Source organism: Streptomyces sp. Rer75 (genome assembly GCF_013414305.1).
Classification (GTDB): Bacteria; Actinomycetota; Actinomycetes; order Streptomycetales; family Streptomycetaceae; genus Streptomyces; species Streptomyces himastatinicus.
In genome coordinates, this window is record NZ_CP058693.1 from 1,109,217 (window position 1) to 1,126,414 (window position 17,198).

Consider the following 17,198-nt stretch of genomic DNA (forward strand, 5'->3'; position numbering starts at 1 on the left):
CTCACACCTCCAGGCCTCCGCCGGGCGGGCCGCCCGCCATCAGCCGGCGGACCAGTTCGTCCTCCTGCCGGGCCGCCTCCTCCTCGCTCAGCTCCCCGGACTCCCGCTGCTCCGCGACCTCTTCCAGGCGCTGCTGGATCACCTTGGGGTCGTACAGCTGCCGGTGGGCCTCGTCGTGGAGCCGCTCGGCGATCCAGCCGAGGCCGCGCACCGGGGCCAGCGGCCAGGTGACCAGTCCGGAGAACAGTCCCATGGCTAATCGCCTTCCTTGGCCGGGTTCATCGCGTCGGCCACGAAGTCGTACGGGGCCAGGGGCCCGAGCAGGCGGATCCGGACCCGGCCGTTCCAGTGCTTGGCCAGTTCCTCGGCGGCCTGCTCGAAGGCCGTCCGCCGGTCGTCCTCGACCAGGAAGGAGGCGTTCACCAGCCCTTCGGCAGAGGACGGTTCCGTGCTCACCGAGGCGAGCGCGCACGGGCCCAGCCTGCGGTCGACTTCCAGGGCGTCCACGGCCCGTTTGGCGGCGATGGCGTCCATGACCAGCTGGCCCAGCTGGATGCGCTGGTCGTACCCGGCCTCCTCCGGCAGCCCCTGGAGCTCCTCGCGGAGCCGTACCGCCTCGGGCTGCTCCGTCAGCACCTCGCGCAGCACCGCGTCCTCCACATAGCGGGCGCGCAGGGTGAACTGGGAGCGGCCGCGCAGCCGGTCGAGGGCGCGCGCGAAGTCGTCGTGCCCCTCGCTGAGCAGTTCATCGGTCACCGCGGTGGTGTCGCGCACCACCGTGCCGAACCGGAACGGCAGCACCGGGGAGGACCTGGCCGCCAGGGAGTCCAGCACCCGGGCGTGGGCGCGCAGATCCTCGGGGGTGCCCAGCGGCTTGTCGAGGGGCACCTCGCTGACCACGGCGGCCTGGCCGCCGTGGCGCACCAGGGTCACCGCGGCGTCCGGATCGCCGACGGCGCCCAGATCCCGGACGGCGTCGTCGCTCCGGTCTTCGGTTACGACCCCATATACGTAGCAGGCACGTCCCTCTTCGGCCATCACCGCTCGCGCTCCCTGCTCGAACTCCGCCGGTGCCGGGGCCGGTCACCGGATTCCCGCCGTCGCGTCTCCTGCCGCTCCCCCGCCTCGTCCTCGGCCTCGGCGTACTCCTCGGACTTGTCGGACTGGTCGCCCTGGAGCAGGTCCGAGACGGTGTCCTTGACGCCTTCCAGGGCGCCCTTGGTCTTCTTCCGCCCGCCGCTCTCCTGCATCTCGTCCATGAGGCCGGGCAGCCCCTTGGTCTCGGTGCCGCTGCGGGCGAGGTCGAGGCGGTTCGTCGCCTCGGCGAACCGCAGATAGGTGTCGACGCTGGCGACGACGACGCGGGCGTCGATCGTCAGGATCTCGATGCCCACCAAGGAGACCCGGACGTACACGTCGATGACCAGTCCCTTGTCGAGGATCAGGTCGACCACGTCGACCAGGGCACTCGAACTGGCCCGGTCCAGATACTGACTCTGCTGGCTTGCTACGGTCACCACGCTCACCTGCTCCGGGGACAGGACCCGTCAGCGCCGCGAAGGCTGCGCCGGCTCCTCGTCCTCCTCGTACTCCTCCTCGTACTCGTCCTCGGACGGCTCGCCCTCTTCGGGCTCCTCCTCTTCGGCCTCTTCCTCGTCGTGTTCGGACTCGGCCTCGCGGTCCTCCTCCTCCACGACCTCGCCGTCGCGAATCTCACCGCGCCAGCCCTCGATCTCGTCGGGGTTCAGCAGCACCTCGGCCATCAGATGACGGCGGAAGTGCTTCAGCTCCAGGCGCACCCGGCGGCCCTGGGCGCGCCAGATGTTCCCGGTGCGCTCGAAGAAGCCCTGGGGGTAGTACTGGAGGACGATCATGATCCGGGTCAGCTCGGGGGCCAGCTCGTGGAAGGTGATCGCGCCGTTGACGTGCCCCTTCTCGGCACGCGACTTCCACACGATCCGCTTCTCGGGAATCTGCTCGATGATCTCGGCGCGCCACTTGCGGTGCGACCAGAAGACCTGGGCCTTCCACTCCATCTCGGTGTCGGACTCCTGCTGGACGTCCTCCACCTTCTTCATGAAGGTGGGGAAGTCCTCGAACTGGGTCCACAGGTCGTAGGTGAGGTCGATCGGGGCGCCGACGTCGATCTGCTCGACGATGTTGGTGACCTTGAGCTTCTTGTCCTTGTCGCCGTCCTTGCCACCGTCCTTGCCGCCGCCGAGACCCGGGATGGCTTCCTTGGCCTTGTCCACGGTCTTCTCCTTGAGCTGGTTCAGCCCGGCCTTGATCAGCGGCTTCACCGGGGCGCTGAGCCCGGGCCCGCCGCCGTCGCCGAGGTTGGTCACCGAGGTCAGGGCCTTCTCGCCGAGTGCGGTGAGCAGGTTCTGCGCTTCCTTCATCAGCCGCTCGGTGGGCAGCTCCTTGGCGAGCGTGCCGAGCCCGCCCGTGTGCTGGTCCGGTCCCTCAGCCATCACCGATCACCCTTGTCGCCCTTGTCGCCCTTGCCGCTCCTGCCGCTCCGGGTTTCGCCGCTCCGGCCGCCCTCGGCCTCGGCCCGCTTCCGGGGCCTGTCCGGACGGTCGCCCGACGGCCGCGCCCGGTCCCCGCGGGCAGTCCCGCCGCGCGACGACTCGCTCCGCGACTCACCTCGGGACTCACCACGCGACTCACCTCGGGACTCACCTCGGGACTCACCGCGGGACCGCTCAGCGCTCCCGCGCCGCTCGTGCTCCTCGTCGTCCGCCTTGTGCCCGTCCGGACCGTGCCCGTTCGGACGCAGCGACGAGGCACGCTGCTCCAGCCGGTCGCTCAGCGCGTCCATGCGGTGACTGGCCGCCGACAGCGCCGCCGACCGCCCCGCGGACACCAGCTGGCCGCGCAGCCGCCCGATTTCGGAGGACGCCAGCTCCTGCATGCCGCCCGGGAGGTGCCCGGACGCGAGGCGTCGACCCGCCGCCATCCCGGCGAGGGTCAGCGCCAAGCCCACCTTGTGACCACGCCCGAAGAGGTAGCCGCCGGTGAACGCCAGCGCCGTCTGACTGCTCTTCATGATCGCTCCTCCTCCCGCCGTCCAAGCGAGATACCCATATGGGCTCATTTTCCAATTATGGTGCATTTCGCCCATTCGGCCATCAGGGGCTGCGCGATCCCTTGACGTGGGCTAAGGGCCCGAGAACACTCCTGACTACGTAGTCATGACTACGTAGTCAGACGGCCCGAGAAGGGAGAACGCGCATGCGCAGGAGCCGCGGGCCGGGGATGAACGAGGTCGCCCGGGCCGCCGGGGTCTCCCAGAAGACCGTCTCCCGGGTGGTCAACGGCGAGCCCTACGTCAGCGCGGAGGTCCGCGACCGGGTGCTGCGGGTCATCCGCGAACTCGACTACCGCCCCAACACCGCCGCCCGCGCCCTGATCCGCGGCACCTACCACCGGATCGGCGTCGTCTCCCTGGGCAGCGCGCTGTCCGGGCCCGCCTCGGTCCTGATGGCGCTCGAACAGGCGACGCGCCGCACCGGCTACTCCTTCGCACTCGCCAGCACCCTGGAGAATCCCGGCGGCGGCTATGCCGCGGCCGTGGAATCCCTGCTGGAGCAGGGCGTGGACGGCATCATCCTGTCCGATCCCATCGACGACGGCGCCCCCTCGTCCCTCACCACCGACGTGCCCGTGGTCAGCCTCAACGTGGTCGGGAAGGAGGGCGTGGCGGCGGCCAGGGCGGGCACCGAATACCTGCTCTCCCTCGGCCACCGCACGGTCTGGCACATCCCCGGCCCGCAGAACTGGTGGTCCGCCCGGGACCGGCTGCGCGGCTGGCGGGAGGCGCTGGCGGCGGCCGGGGCGCCCGAGCCGCCGCTGCCCGACGCGGGCGACTGGTCGCCCGCCGCCGGGCATACGGCGGGACTGCGGCTGGCCCGTACGCCGGGCGTGACGGCGGTGTTCGCGGCCAACGACGAGATGGCGATCGGGGCGCTGCGGGCGTTCTCCGAGGCGGGCCTGTCGGTGCCCGGCGACATCAGTGTCGTCGGCTTCGACGACATCCCGGCGGCCGCGTATCTGGCCCCGCCGCTCACCACCGTCCGGCAGGACTTCCAGGCCCTCGCCGACCGGGCGCTGGGCGTCCTGCTGGCCCGGATCGAGGGCCGGGCCCGCCCGGACGGCCTCGCCGACCTGCCCGTGCACCTGTCGGTACGTCAGTCGACCGCGCCACCCCCTTAGTCAAGGCAGCACACCCCTCTGGAGCCGCAGATGAGAGGACCGTCCCCACACCTCACCCGACGCACACTCCTCGGCGGCGGGCTCGCGCTCGGCACCACCGCCTGCGCGGGCCACCGCGCCGCCGCCGTCCGCACCTCCGGCCCGGTGAACCTCTCCCTCTGGACCCATGACGAGGGCTACGAGACCTTCTTCCGCACCGGCATACCGGGCGCCGACCGGCGCACCGACTTCCGCTACCGGCTGGATGTGACCCGAGCCGGCGCCGCCGACCTCGTCACCAAGCTGCTCGCGCAGGCCGTGGCCGGGCGCGGGATCCCGGATCTGATGGGGTTCGAGATCAACGGCTTCCCCCGGATGCTGCGCGGGGACATCGCCGAGCGGCTGCTGCGCGACCTGACCGGCGACATCTCCGCCGTACCGGGGCTCATGGCCGATCTGCTGCCCGCGCGCACCGCGCCGTACCGCCAGGACGGCCGCCTCTACGCCCTCGACTCCGACACCCCGCTGGTCGTCCACTACTACCGCCACGACCTGTTCGCCCGGTACCGGCTGCCCCTCGACATCGCCACCTGGGAGGAGTTCGCCGAGGTGGGCGCCCTGGCCCACCGGCGCCATGGCATCGCGCTCAACGCGGTGGTGACGGGCAGCGACGTCAACCAGGTGGTGCAGTCCTTCCAGATGCTGCTGAACCAGCGCGGCGGCGCGCTGTTCGACGCGGAGCAGCGGCTGACCCTGGACTCGCCGGAGGCGGTGGAGGTGCTGGAGTTCCTGTGCCGGGGGCTGCGGGACGGCTTCGTCATCGACATCGGCGACTACTACGGCGGCGCCATGCAGGCGGCGCTCAAGCGGGGCACGGTGGCCGGGCTCGCCATGGCGAGCTGGTACAAGGTGTACGGGCTGATGGCAGGCGTCCCCGAACAGTCCGGCAGATGGCGCATCCGGCCGCTCCCCCGCTTCTCCCGCGGCGGCCACGCCACCTCCACGGCGGGCGGCACCGGTTTCGGTGTGCTGCGCGGCACGGCGAACGAGCGGGCCGCCGTGGACTTCCTGCGCGCCACCTGGCTCACCCACGAGGGGCAGGTGCGCCGCTTCCGCCGCACCGGCTATCTGCCCACCCGGCGCTCGGTCTTCGAGGACCCCGCGCTGCTGCGCACCGAGGACGCGTACCTGGGCGGTCAGCGGCCGTTCGACGTGTACACCGCGCTGCTGGCCGATGTTCCGCCCGTCCATATGAGCCCCGATCAGTCCATCCTCCACGACGTGCTCAGCGGCCATCTGCTGCGCGCCTACCGCGGCGACGCGTCCCCGCGGGAAGCGCTGCGCGAGGCGGCGGAGGACTTCCGCGACCAGGCCGGCCGGTAGACGGGAGCAACGCATGGCGACGCCCTATCTGTTCATCGCTCCCTTCTATCTGCTGTACGTGCTCTTCATGCTGGTGCCCATCGGGGTGGCACTGTGGCTCAGCCTGTGCGAATGGGTCGGGCTCGGCGCACCGCACTGGGTGGGCCTGCGCAACTATCACCATCTGCTGACCGATGGCAGCTTCCAGCGGGCGCTGGGCAACACCGGGGTCTACGTCCTGGTGAGCGTGGCGGTCATCGTGCCCGCCGCGCTGCTGATCGCCCAGGCCCTGAACGTCCGCGGGCTGCGCGCCCGCGATCTGTGGCGGACCGCCTACTTCGTGCCCATGGTGGTGTCGCCGATCGTCGTGGCCCTCGTCTTCGGGCTGATCTTCGACCGGCATTTCGGGCTGGCCAACGCGGTGTTGCGGGCCCTGTTCGGCACCGGCGGGGTGGACTGGCTGGGCGATCCGACGATGGCCCGGGTCAGCATCTGCCTGGTCATGGTGTGGCGCTGGACCGGGTATCTGACCATCTTCTTCCTGGCCGGACTCCAGAACGTACCGCGCGAGCTGTACGAGTCGGCGTCGCTCGACGGCGCCGGACGGCTGCGCACCTTCCGCGCCGTCACCCTGCCCGCGCTGCGGCCGGTCACCGCCTTCGTGCTGGTGACGTCGTTCATCGGGGCGGCCCAGATCTTCGACGAACCGTATCTGCTCACCGGCGGCGGACCGTCCGAGGCCACGCTGTCGGTGGCGCAGTTCGTCTACCGGGCCGCCTTCGAGCGGCAGCAGTTCGGGTACGCGGCGGCCGCGGGCGTCGTGCTGTTCGCGGTCGTCTTCACCGTGAGCCAGGTCTTCAACCGGCTGCTCGGCATAGGGAGGCCGGTGTGAACCCCATGAACCCGGGAGGACGACTCGGCCTGCTCGCCCGCCGGTGTCTGCTCTACGCGACGCTGGCCGCCCTGCTGGCCGCCTTCACCGCGCCACTGCTGTGGGCGCTCAGCGGCTCGTTCAAGCCGCGCGGGGACATCTTCGGCTATCCGCCGCGGCTGCTGCCCGACCCGGCGACCTGGCACAACTACCGGACGCTGCTGAGCGATCAGCCCTTCGGGCGGTGGTTCCTGATGTCCACGGTGGTCGCGCTCACGGCCACCGCCGTGTCGGTGTTCGTGTGCGCGCTGGCGGGGTACGGCTTCGCCAAGTTCCGCTTCGCCGGGCGGCGGCTGCTGTTCGGGGTGATGTTCAGCTCGCTGTCGATCCCGTTCGCGGTGATCCTGGTGCCGCTGTTCGTCGTCCTCGTCAAAACGGGTCTGGGCAGCCCCTGGTTCGCGCTGATCGTGCCCTGGGTGGCGCCCGCGTTCGGGATCTTCATGATGCAGCAGTACATCGTGCAGGGCGTGCCCGACGAGGTCCTGGACGCCGCCCGGATCGACGGCTGCGGGGAGTTCCGCATCTTCCTGCGCATCGTGCTGCCGCTGCTGCGGCCCTCGCTCGGCGCCCTCGGCGTCTGGACGTTCCTCCAGAGCTACAACAGCTTCCTGTGGCCGCTGGTGCTGGTCTCGGACAGCGAGCAGTACACCCTGCCGCTCGGTCTCCAGACCCTCTTCCGCGCCGAGAACCGCCAGTACGACCTGGTGCTGGCGGGGGCCGTGCTCGCGGTGCTGCCCGCCGTGGCGGTGTTCGTACGCCTGCGCAAGCAGCTCCTGGAGGGGCTGTCCACCGGAGCCGTCAAAGGCTGACATCACATCGTCCAGCACGCGAGAGGAATGGGAGTGTTTCCATGCACCAGTTGCCCGGCCGGGTCCTCTTCGGCGCCGCCTACTACCACGAGTACCAGCCGTACGAACGGCTCAAGGAAGACCTCGATCTGATGGCCGCGGCCCACTTCTCGGTGATCCGGGTCGGCGAATCCGTATGGTCCACCTGGGAACCGGAAAACGGCCGCTTCCAACTCGACTGGCTGCGGCCGGTCCTGGACGGCGCCCATGAGCGCGACATCTCCGTCGTGCTGGGCACCCCGACGTACGCCGTACCGCCGTGGCTGGCCCGGCAGTACCCGGAGATCGCGGGCGAGCGGCGGACCGGGCGCCGCACCCCGTGGGGCGCACGGCAGGAGGCCGACTTCACCCATCCGGCCTTCCGCTTCCACGCCGAACGGGTCATCCGCAAGATCCTCGGCCACTATGCCTCGCACCCGGCCGTGATCGGCTTCCAGGTGGACAACGAGCCCGGTCTCGAACTCTTCCACAACCACGGTGTCTTCCAGCGCTTCGTGGACGACCTGCGCTCCCGGTACGGCGACGTGGAGACCCTCAACCGCGAGTGGGGGCTGGTCTACTGGTCGCACCGGCTCTCCACCTGGGCCGACCTGTGGACGCCGGACGGCAACGCCCAGCCCCAGTACGACTACGCGTGGCGGCGCTTCCAGGCCCGGCTGACCACGGAGTTCATCGGCTGGCAGGCGGATCTGGTGCGGGAGTACGCGCGGCCGGAGCAGTTCGTCACCACCTGCATCGCCTACGACCGGCCCGCCGTGGAGGACGACCAGCTGACCCGGCGGCTGGACGTCACGGCGGGCAACCCGTACTACACCATGCAGGACGCGCTCGCCCTGCCCGACCGCTCGGCGGCCGACCAGAACTGGACCGCCACCGGCACCTGGGCCCTGTACCAGAGCGCCGACCGGATGTACTCCTCCCGGCAGGAACCGTTCCTGGTCACCGAGACCGACGCGCAGGCCATCGGCCACGCCTGGAACAATCGCCCCGCCTACGACGGCCAGTGGCGGCAGGCCGCGTGGGCCCTGATCTCGCGTGGCGCCTCCATGATCGAGTACTGGCACTGGCACACGCTGCACTTCGGCGCCGAGACGTACTGGGGCGGGGTTCTGCCGCACAGCGGCCGACCCGGGCGCGTCTACGCCGAACTCGCCCGCCTCGGCGCCGAGTTGGAGGCGGCGGGCGATCTCGTGGCCTCGCTCACCCCGGACGCCGAGGCCGCCTTCCTCTACTCCTCCCCCAGCAAGTGGGCCCTGAGCGGACAGCCGCCGCTCGCCACCCCCGATGGCGGGCCCGACCGGCGCTCGTACCACGGCATCCTCGACCCCTTCTACCGCGGCGCCTTCGACGCCGGGCTCCAGTCCCGCATCCTGCACGTGGGCCAGCTGGCGGACGACCCGCCGGAGCGGATCGCCGGGCGCTTCCCGCTGCTCGGCGTCCCCGCGCTGTACATCGCCGACGACGCCACGCTCGACCTGCTCACCGCGTACGCCGAGGCGGGCGGACATCTGCTCCTCGGGCCGCGCACCGGCTACGCCGACCACGAGGCGCGGGCCCGGACGGAGGTCCAGCCCGCCCGGCTCGCCGAGGCGGCGGGGGTGTCGTACGACGAGTTCAGCAACCTCGGGGGCGAGGGGCTCGCCGTGCGCGGCACGGGGCCGCTCGACCTGCCGTCCGGGGCGCGTGCCACCCGGTGGGCGGACGGTCTTGTGGCCTCCGGGGCGAAGCCCCTCGCGGCGTACGACCACCCCCACTTCGGCCGCTGGCCGGCCGCCACCACCCGCCGCCTGGGACACGGCCGGATCACCTGTGTGGGCACCGTGCCGGATCCGTCGTTCGCCGAGGCCCTGTTCCGCTGGGCGGCCCCGGAGACCGCGCCGGACGCCCCCGGCTGGCGGCTCCCCCAGCCCGCCGTCACCTCGACGGGGGCGACGGCGCGGGACGGGCGCCGGGTGCGGTTCCTGCACAACTGGTCGTGGGAGGAGGTGATCGTCACCCTGCCCGCGGCGGTGCGGGACGCGGTGTCGGGGGCGGAGTACGGGGCGGGTGACCGGCTCGCGCTGGGGGCGTGGGACGTACGGGTGCTGCGGGAGGTCTGACGGCGGGGGTCCCGGGGCCGACGCGGTCGGCCCCGGGACACCGCGCGGGCTCAGGCGGCCAGCGCCGGGTGGAGGACCACCTTGGTGTAGCCCTCGACCCGCTTGTCGAACTTCTCGTACGCCTGCGGCGCCTGGTCCAGCGGCAGCTCGTGCGAGACCACGAAGCTGGGCTTGGCGCGCCCGGCGATGATCAGGTCGCGCAGCTGGCGGTTGTACCGCTTGACGTTGCACTGGCCCGTGCCCATCCGCTGCCCCTTCTCGAACATCCGGCCGATCGAGACCAGCAGCTGGCCCCGCTTGGCGTGCTCGTCCGGGCCGCCCGGGTCGGACGGCACGTACAGGCCGGGCACACCGAGCATGCCGGTCGGCCGCACCGTGTCGACCAGCGCATTGAGGACGATCGCGGGCTCCTCGTGGCTGGCGTCGGGCGCCTGGGCCTGGTAGCCGACCGCGTCCACGCCCTTGTCCGTGCCCTCGCCGTCCGTAAGGTCCTTGATCTGCTCCGCCGGGTCGCCCTGGGTGAAGTCGATCGGGATCGCCCCGATCTCCTCCGCCTTGGCCAGCCGCTCGGGCACCCGGTCGACGACGAACACCCGCGAGGCGCCGCGCAGCAGCGCGGAGTAGGCGGCCATCAGCCCGACCGGGCCCGCGCCGTACACCACGACGCTCTCGCCCGGGGCCACCTGGGCCAGCTCACAGCCGTGGTAGCCGGTCGGGAAGATGTCGGCGAGCAGGATGAAATCGGTCTCGAGGTCGACCTCGGGCAGGGTCAGGCAGTTGAAGTCGGCGAAGGGGACGCGGAGGTGTTCGGCCTGCCCGCCGGTGTACGGGCCCATCGCCACGTAGCCGTAGGCGCCGCCCGCGAAGCCCGGGTTGACCGTCAGGCAGAATCCGGTGTTGCCCGCGAGGCAGTTCTTGCAGAACCCGCAGGCCACGTTGAACGGCATGACGACCCGGTCACCCTTGGTGAGCGTGGCGACACCGGGACCGACCTCCTCGATGACGCCGAGGTTCTCGTGTCCGAAGACGATGCCGGGCCGGGCCGCCGTGCGGCCCTCGTACATGTGCAGATCGGATCCGCAGATCGCGCTGGACGTGACGCGCACGATCACGTCGTTCGGGTGCTGGATCCGCGGATCGTCGACGTCCTTCACCGTCACGCTGAAGGGCTTCTCATAGACGACGGCCTTCACCTCGATCACCTCCGCGTCGGGTCGCTCCAGCGGTGGCAGGTGGCGGACACGCCGTCGTCCCAGGGTGTCGCGACGCCACCACCGGGTACTTCCAGCCAACTCCGGTTCGGTGGCCGATGCAACTCGCTCATGTGCGGCTCCGCCGCGCGGCCGGGGTCAGTCCACCGGGACCCAGTTCAGGGTGCGCTCCACGGCCTTCTTCCAGCCCGCGTAAGCCTCCGCGCGCTGCTCCTCGCTCCACTGGGGCTCCCAGCGCCGGGATTCGCTCCAGTGCGAGCGCAGCTCGTCGGTGTCCCGCCAGAAGCCGCTGGCCAGGCCCGCGGCGTAGGCGGCGCCCAGGGCGGTGGTCTCGGCGATGACGGGGCGGCTGACCGGGACGCCGAGGACATCGGCCTGGATCTGCATGCACAGCTCGTTGTCGGTGACACCGCCGTCCACGCGCAGGACGTCGAGGTGGATGCCCGCGTCACGTTCCATGGCCTCCACGACGTCCCGGCTCTGGTAGCAGATGGCCTCCAGGGTGGCCCGGGCCAGATGGCCGTTCGTGTTGTAGCGGGTGAGGCCCACGATGGCGCCGCGGGCGTCGGAGCGCCAGTACGGGGCGAAGAGGCCGGAGAAGGCGGGGACGAAGTAGATCCCGCCGTTGTCCTCGACGGTGCGGGCGAGGCGTTCGCTGCCCGGGGCGTCGTCGATGACCTTCATCTGGTCCCGTAGCCACTGGACGGCCGAGCCGGTGACGGCCATGGAGCCCTCCAGGGCGTACACGGCGGGGCTGTCGCCGAACTGGTACGCCACGGTGGTGAGCAGTCCGCTGGTCGAGCGGACCAGCTCGGAGCCGGTGTTCAGGAGCAGGAAGTTTCCGGTGCCGTAGGTGTTCTTGGCCTCGCCGGGGGCGAAGCACACCTGTCCGACGGTGGCCGCCTGCTGGTCGCCGAGGACACCGGTGATGGGGGTGGCGGTGCGCAGCGGGCGCGAGGTGCGGGCCCGGCCGTACGCCTCGGGGTGGGAGGAGGGGTTGATCGCGGGGAGCATGGCGCGCGGGATGCCGAAGATGTCCAGCAGCTCGTCGTCCCAGTCGAGGGTCTCCAGGTTCATCAGCATGGTGCGGCTGGCGTTGGTGACATCGGTGGCGTGGATGCCGCCCGAGGGCCCGCCGGTGAGGTTCCACAGCACCCAGGCGTCGGTGTTCCCGAAGAGGGCGTGGCCCGCTTCGGCGGCCTCCCGGACCCCGTCGACGTTCTCCAGAATCCACTTGATCTTGCCGCCGGAGAAGTAGGTGGCGGGCGGCAGCCCCGCCTTGCGGCGGATGGTCTCGCCGTGGCCGTCGCGTTCGAGGGCGGAGGCGATGGTGTCGGTGCGGGTGTCCTGCCACACGATGGCGTTGTAGTACGGGCGGCCGTCGCGCGGATCCCAGATGACGGTGGTCTCGCGCTGGTTGGTGATCCCGATCGCGGCCAGGTCGGAGGGTGAGAGCCCACCGGCGCGCAGGGCGTTCTGCATGACGGAGTTGGTGCGCTCCCAGATCTCCACCGGATCGTGCTCGACCCAGCCCGCGCGGGGCAGGATCTGGTGGTGTTCGAGCTGGTACCTCGCCACCTCGCCGCCGTCGTGGTCGAAGATCATGAAGCGGCTGCTGGTGGTCCCCTGGTCCACGGCACCGACGAAGTCCGGCATGCCCGCTCCTTCAGCTCTTTGGGCCCTCGGGGGCCGGGGTGCGGCCCACCTCCTGCGGTCCGGCCGTCGGCAGGAACCGGCTGACCAGCACCTTGTAGAGGGCGGCGCCGACGAGGCCGCCGACCAGCGGGCCGACGATGGGCACCCAGAAGTAGAGGTTTCCGTACTGGTCCCGCCAGGCGCTGTGGTAACCGGTGATGAAACTGGCGAGCCGGGGGCCGAAGTCACGGGCCGGGTTGATGGCGTATCCCGCGTCGGCCCCCCATGCCATGCCGATCCCGACCACGATCAGGCCGATGACGAACGGCGCCAGGTTGGCCTTCGGCGGCTGGTTCAGCAGATCGGTGACGGCGAAGATCAGCAGCACCAGGATCGCGGTGCCGATCACCTGGTCGCGCAGTGCGCCCCACTCGCTGACGGGCAGCGTGCCGTTGCCCGGGAGGGTGGAGAAGACGAACTGGGTCTTGAAGGTGTGCTTGGGGTCGGCGCCCGCCAGCACCTCGGTGTAGTTCCAGCGCACCAGGAGGGCCGCGACGAACGCGCCGAGCGTCTGGGCCGCGACGTACGGCAGCACCTTGCGCCAGGGGAAGCCCTTGAACGCCGCCAGGGAGAGGGTGACCGCCGGGTTGATGTGCGCGCCGCTGAGCCGCGCCGCCACGTACACGCCGAGGGTGACGCCGAGCCCCCACCCCCAGGAGATGGAGTCGTGGTCGCCGAGCGCGCCGACCGGCTTGGTCAGCGCCCCGCCCGCCACCACCTGGGCCACCACACCGCAGCCGAAGAGGATGAGGATCATGGTGCCGGCGAACTCCGCGCTGAGTTCGCCGAGCAGGCCGCCACGCGTGCCGTTGTCCTTCTCGTCCGCCATGGCCGCCCCTCTCCAGCGGTGCGCGAGCGGCGGTACCGATCGCGTTCCGCACCATCGTGTGCGCGCCCCCGCCCGGGTGGCCCGTCCTGCTGCTCCGTCCGGGTCACATCCGGCGGCGGCCGGGGCGGTCTGTACGGATCAGGGGGCGGGCCTGTACCAAGGTCCTTGCCACATCACCCCAGGCCCGGAGCGGGCCCAGCCCCCCAGCAGGAACAGGAACACGGATGCTGACTACCGGAGCGACCACCAACTGGGCAGGCAACATCACCTTCGGCGCGGCCCGGCTGCACCGCCCGGCCACGTCCGGCGAACTGCGGCGGATCGTCGGCTCCGCCGACCGGGTCCGGGTGCTGGGCACCGGCCACTCCTTCAACCGCATCGCCGACACCGACGGCGATCTGGTGTCCCTGGAGCGGATGCCGCACCGGGTCGACATCGCCCCCGACGGCTCGACGGCCACCATCGCCGCGGGCATGCGCTACGCCCAGGTGGCCGAGGAACTGCACACGGCGGGCTACGCCCTGGCGAACCTCGCCTCGCTGCCGCACATCACGGTCGCCGGGGCCTGCGCCACCGCCACCCATGGCTCCGGCAACGTGCAGCGCTGTCTGGCCGCGTCGGTGGCGGGCCTGGAGATCGTGGGCCCGGAGGGCGATGTGACCGAGCTGCGCCGGGACACCGAGACCGACCGGCTGTCCGGTGCGGTGGTCGGGCTCGGCGGGCTGGGCGTCGTCACCTCGATGACGCTGGACATCGAGCCGGCGTACGAGGTGGCGCAGTGGGTGTGGACCGGGCTTCCGCTGGACCGGCTGGGCGACAGCTTCGACGAGATCTTCGCCGCCGCGTACAGCGTCAGCGTCTTCACCGACTGGCAGTCGGACGAGGGCGTGGTGTGGCTGAAGTGCCGTACGGACCTGCCGGGCCCGCCCGAGCCGGGCCAGCCGTGGCTGGGCGCCCGCCCGGCCGACCGCCACCACCATCCGGTGCCCGCGATGCCACCGCTGCACTGCACCGAGCAGCTGGGCGCGCCCGGGCCGTGGCACGAACGGCTGCCGCACTTCCGGCCGGACTTCACGCCCAGCAACGGCGACGAGCTCCAGTCGGAGCTGATCCTGCCGCGCACCGCGGCCACCGAGGCCTTCGCGGCGCTGCGGGGACTCGGGGGCCGGATCGCGCCGCTGGTCCAGGTGTCCGAGGTCCGCACGGTCGCGGCGGACGACCTGTGGCTGAGCCCCGCGTACGGCCGGGACTGCGTGGCGCTGCACTTCACCTGGGTGCCGGACCACGCCGCGGTCATCGAGGTGGTGGCCGCGATGGAGGAGCTGCTGCTGCCGCTGGGGGCGCGGCCGCACTGGGGCAAGCTCACGACGGTGACCCCCGAGCGGATCGTCGCCTCGTACGAGCGGGCCGCCGACTTCGGGCGGCTGCTGGCCGACCACGACCCCGCGGGGAAGTTCCGCAACCCCTTCCTGGACGGCTTCTTCCCGGCGGACTCCTGGCGGGCCGACCGCTAGCCGGTCCAGGACCACTCGGCGACCTCGGGCATGTCGGTGCCGTGGTCGCGGATCCACCGGTGGTGGCGGGTGCGGGCGTCCTGCATCCGCTGCCGTACGGACACGGCGCGCACCGCGAGCCCCGGGGTGCGGTCGATGACGTCCATGACCAGGCGGTAGCGGTCCAGGTCGTTGCGGACCACCATGTCGAACGGCGTGGTGGTGGTGCCCGCCTCCCGGTAGCCGCGCACATGCAGGTGCGGGTGGACGGCGCGCCGGTAGGCCAGCCGGTGCACCAGCCACGGATAGCCGTGGTAGGCGAAGATGACGGGCCGGTCGCGGGTGAACAGGGCGTCGAACTCGGCGTCCGGCATCCCGTGCGGATGCGCGTCCTGCGGCAGCAGCCGGGTCATGTCGACGACGTTGACCACGCGCACGGCCACATCGGGCAGATGGCGGCGGAGGATCCCGGCGGCCGCCAGCACCTCCTGGGTGGGCACGTCGCCGGCGGCGGCCAGCACCACATCGGGCTCGCCCGTGCCGGTCTCCGTCCCCGCCCAGTCCCAGCTTCCGGCGCCGCGGGCGCAGTGGACGCGGGCCTGGTCGAGGTCGAGCCAGTCGAAGCAGGGCTGTTTGCCCGCGACGACGACGTTGACGTAGTCGCGGCTGCGCAGGACGTGGTCGGCCACGCACAGCAGGGTGTTGGCGTCCGGCGGCAGATACACCCGTACGGCCTGGGGGCTCTTGTTGAGCACATGGTCCACGAAGCCGGGGTCCTGGTGCGAGAAGCCGTTGTGGTCCTGCCGCCACACATGCGAGGTCAGCAGGTAGTTGAGGGAGGCGATGGGGCGCCGCCAGGGCAGGTCGCGGGCCACCTTCAGCCACTTGATGTGCTGGTTGACCATGGAGTCCACGATGTGCACGAACGCCTCGTAGCAGGAGAACAGGCCGTGCCGCCCGGTGAGCAGATAGCCCTCCAGCCACCCCTGGCAGAGGTGTTCGGAGAGCACTTCCATGACCCGCCCGTGCCGGTTCAGATGCTCGTCGGTGACGACGATCTCCTCCTGCCACGCCTTGCCGGTGGCCCGGTAGACGGCGTCGAGGCGGTTGGAGGAGGTTTCGTCGGGGCCGACGAGGCGGAAGTCGCGGCGGTCGGCGGTGTCCTCCATGATCTGCTCCAGCAGCCCGCCGAGGACCCGGGTCGGCTCGTGCAGGGTGGCCCCGGGCTTGTCGACGGGCACGGCGTACCGCGCCAGGTCGGGGACGGGCAGATCGCGCAGCAGCAGGCCGCCGTTGGCGTGCGGATTGGCGCCGAGCCGACGGTCGCCCTCGGGCACGAAGGTGAGGACGTGCGGACGCGGGCGACCCTCGTCGTCGAACAGCTCCTCGGGGCGGTACGAGCGCAGCCACCGCTCCAGCTGCCGCAGATGGTCCGGGTTCTCCCGGACGGCCGGCAGCGGCACCTGGTGGGCGCGCCAGGTGTTTTCGACGGGCAGGCCGTCGACCTCGGCCGGACCGGTCCAGCCCTTGGGCGTGCGGAGCACGATGACCGGCCAGCGCGGGCGCTCCACGGCGTCCTCCTCGCGGGCGGTGCGCTGGAGCAGGGCGATCCGGTCGAGCGCCTGGTCCATGGCCCGGGCCAGCGCCCGGTGCGTCCGCAGCGGATCGTCCCCGGGCCGCGCGGCGACGTGGATCGGCTCGTGGCCGTATCCGCGGAGCAGCTCGTCCAGCTCCGGTTCGGGGAGCCGGGCCAGCACCGTCGGGTTGGCGATCTTGTAGCCGTTGAGGTGGAGGATCGGCAGCACGGCGCCGTCGTGGACCGGGTCGAGGAACTTGTTGGCGTGCCAGGAGGCGGCCAGCGGCCCGGTCTCGGCCTCCCCGTCGCCGATGACGCAGACGGCCAGCAGATCCGGGTTGTCGAGCGCGGCGCCGTAGGCGTGCGCCAGGGAGTAGCCCAGCTCACCGCCCTCGTGGATCGAGCCGGGGGTCTCCGGGGCCACGTGGCTGGGCACCCCGCCGGGGAAGGAGAACTGGCGGAAGAGCCGGGCCATGCCCGCCCCGTCCCGGCTCACGTCCGGGTAGACCTCGGCGTAACTGCCGTCCAGCCAGGACCCGGCGAGCACCGCGGGCCCGCCGTGGCCCGGGCCCCAGACGCAGATCGCGTCCAGGTCGCGGGCCTTGATGACCCGGCCGAGGTGGGTGTGGACCAGGTTCAGGCCGGGCGAGGTGCCCCAGTGGCCGAGCAGCCGCGGCTTGATGTGCTCGGGGCGCAGCGGCTCGGTCAGCAGGGGGTTGGCCAGCAGATAGATCTGCCCGGCCGCGAGGTAGTTCGCGGCGCGCCAGTGGGCGTCCAGGGCGTGCAGTTCGTGCTCGGTGGGGTCGTTCGTCGTCGTCCCCGGTGCGTCGGACATGGGCCTCTCTCTCCGCTCGTCCTGACTCGGCGGGTATCCACTCGTCCCTGTACGGGTGATGCGTACCCCTTTTGCCGATCGGGTCACGGCCGGACCCGGGCCGTTCGGCCCGGACCCGACCCCGG

The 17,198-nt window shown here is 71.6% G+C and carries 15 protein-coding genes; 6 read left to right on the plus strand and 9 right to left on the minus strand.

The features are described 5' to 3' along the window. Position 1 precedes the first annotated feature (1 nt). The 5 genes from HYQ63_RS04030 to HYQ63_RS04050 are packed head-to-tail and all read right to left on the minus strand — an operon-like array spanning position 2 to position 3,049. The gene (locus tag HYQ63_RS04030) at positions 2 to 253 is read right to left on the minus strand and encodes a gas vesicle protein GvpG (protein ID WP_179932545.1); all 252 of its coding nucleotides are present in this window, start codon (positions 251 to 253) and stop codon (positions 2 to 4) included. Between the two features lie 2 nt (positions 254 to 255). Continuing rightward, positions 256 to 1,038 carry a GvpL/GvpF family gas vesicle protein gene (locus tag HYQ63_RS04035; protein ID WP_179932546.1) on the minus strand — a complete coding sequence of 261 codons (783 nt, stop codon included), beginning with the start codon at positions 1,036 to 1,038 and terminating at the stop codon, positions 256 to 258. Further along, entirely contained in the window at positions 1,038 to 1,520 is a 483-nt protein-coding gene (gvpJ, locus tag HYQ63_RS04040) for a gas vesicle protein GvpJ (protein ID WP_373689023.1), read from the minus strand. The genes HYQ63_RS04035 and gvpJ overlap by 1 nt, the downstream gene beginning before the upstream one ends. Positions 1,521 to 1,547: 27 nt before the next feature. Continuing rightward, positions 1,548 to 2,471: an SRPBCC family protein gene (locus tag HYQ63_RS04045; RefSeq protein WP_306664807.1), complete on the minus strand. Its 924-nt coding sequence runs from the start codon at positions 2,469 to 2,471 to the stop codon at positions 1,548 to 1,550. Continuing rightward, positions 2,471 to 3,049: a hypothetical protein gene (locus tag HYQ63_RS04050; RefSeq protein ID WP_179932549.1), complete on the minus strand. Its 579-nt coding sequence runs from the start codon at positions 3,047 to 3,049 to the stop codon at positions 2,471 to 2,473. The genes HYQ63_RS04045 and HYQ63_RS04050 overlap by 1 nt, the downstream gene beginning before the upstream one ends. 185 nt (positions 3,050 to 3,234) lie before the next feature. Between HYQ63_RS04050 and HYQ63_RS04055 the strand changes: the two genes are divergently transcribed. The 5 genes from HYQ63_RS04055 to HYQ63_RS04075 are packed head-to-tail and all read left to right on the plus strand — an operon-like array spanning position 3,235 to position 9,434. After that, on the plus strand, positions 3,235 to 4,215 hold the full coding sequence (locus HYQ63_RS04055; RefSeq protein ID WP_179932550.1) for a LacI family DNA-binding transcriptional regulator: 981 nt from the start codon (positions 3,235 to 3,237) through the stop codon (positions 4,213 to 4,215). A 30-nt stretch (positions 4,216 to 4,245) separates the two neighbouring features. After that, complete coding sequence (locus tag HYQ63_RS04060) at positions 4,246 to 5,577, plus strand: ABC transporter substrate-binding protein (RefSeq protein ID WP_179932551.1); 1,332 nt, start codon at positions 4,246 to 4,248, stop codon at positions 5,575 to 5,577. Between the two features lie 13 nt (positions 5,578 to 5,590). Further along, entirely contained in the window at positions 5,591 to 6,448 is an 858-nt protein-coding gene (locus HYQ63_RS04065) for a carbohydrate ABC transporter permease (RefSeq protein WP_123106958.1), read from the plus strand. Between the two features lie 5 nt (positions 6,449 to 6,453). Further along, positions 6,454 to 7,296 carry a carbohydrate ABC transporter permease gene (locus tag HYQ63_RS04070; protein ID WP_179939724.1) on the plus strand — a complete coding sequence of 281 codons (843 nt, stop codon included), beginning with the start codon at positions 6,454 to 6,456 and terminating at the stop codon, positions 7,294 to 7,296. 41 nt (positions 7,297 to 7,337) lie between these two features. Then, positions 7,338 to 9,434: a beta-galactosidase gene (locus HYQ63_RS04075; protein ID WP_179932552.1), complete on the plus strand. Its 2,097-nt coding sequence runs from the start codon at positions 7,338 to 7,340 to the stop codon at positions 9,432 to 9,434. Between the two features lie 50 nt (positions 9,435 to 9,484). Here HYQ63_RS04075 and HYQ63_RS04080 read toward each other — a convergent pair whose 3' ends face one another. From HYQ63_RS04080 to HYQ63_RS04090, 3 genes are all read right to left on the minus strand, one after another. Further along, positions 9,485 to 10,627 (minus strand): glutathione-independent formaldehyde dehydrogenase, encoded by a 1,143-nt coding sequence (locus tag HYQ63_RS04080; RefSeq protein WP_179939726.1) that lies wholly within the window; start codon positions 10,625 to 10,627, stop codon positions 9,485 to 9,487. Between the two features lie 156 nt (positions 10,628 to 10,783). Beyond that, positions 10,784 to 12,301, minus strand: coding sequence for a glycerol kinase GlpK (gene glpK, locus HYQ63_RS04085; RefSeq protein WP_179932553.1), 1,518 nt, complete (start codon positions 12,299 to 12,301; stop codon positions 10,784 to 10,786). A 10-nt stretch (positions 12,302 to 12,311) separates the two neighbouring features. Beyond that, the gene (locus HYQ63_RS04090; protein ID WP_179932554.1) at positions 12,312 to 13,169 is read right to left on the minus strand and encodes an MIP/aquaporin family protein; all 858 of its coding nucleotides are present in this window, start codon (positions 13,167 to 13,169) and stop codon (positions 12,312 to 12,314) included. 224 nt (positions 13,170 to 13,393) lie between these two features. Between HYQ63_RS04090 and HYQ63_RS04095 the strand changes: the two genes are divergently transcribed. Next, on the plus strand, positions 13,394 to 14,683 hold the full coding sequence (locus HYQ63_RS04095) for an FAD-binding protein (RefSeq protein ID WP_179932555.1): 1,290 nt from the start codon (positions 13,394 to 13,396) through the stop codon (positions 14,681 to 14,683). Here the strand turns inward: HYQ63_RS04095 and HYQ63_RS04100 are convergent. Next, a complete protein-coding gene (locus HYQ63_RS04100) occupies positions 14,680 to 17,073 on the minus strand; it encodes a phosphoketolase (RefSeq protein ID WP_179932556.1) in 2,394 nt (797 codons plus the stop codon). The two genes, HYQ63_RS04095 and HYQ63_RS04100, sit on opposite strands and share 4 nt — an antisense overlap. Positions 17,074 to 17,198 lie beyond the last annotated feature (125 nt).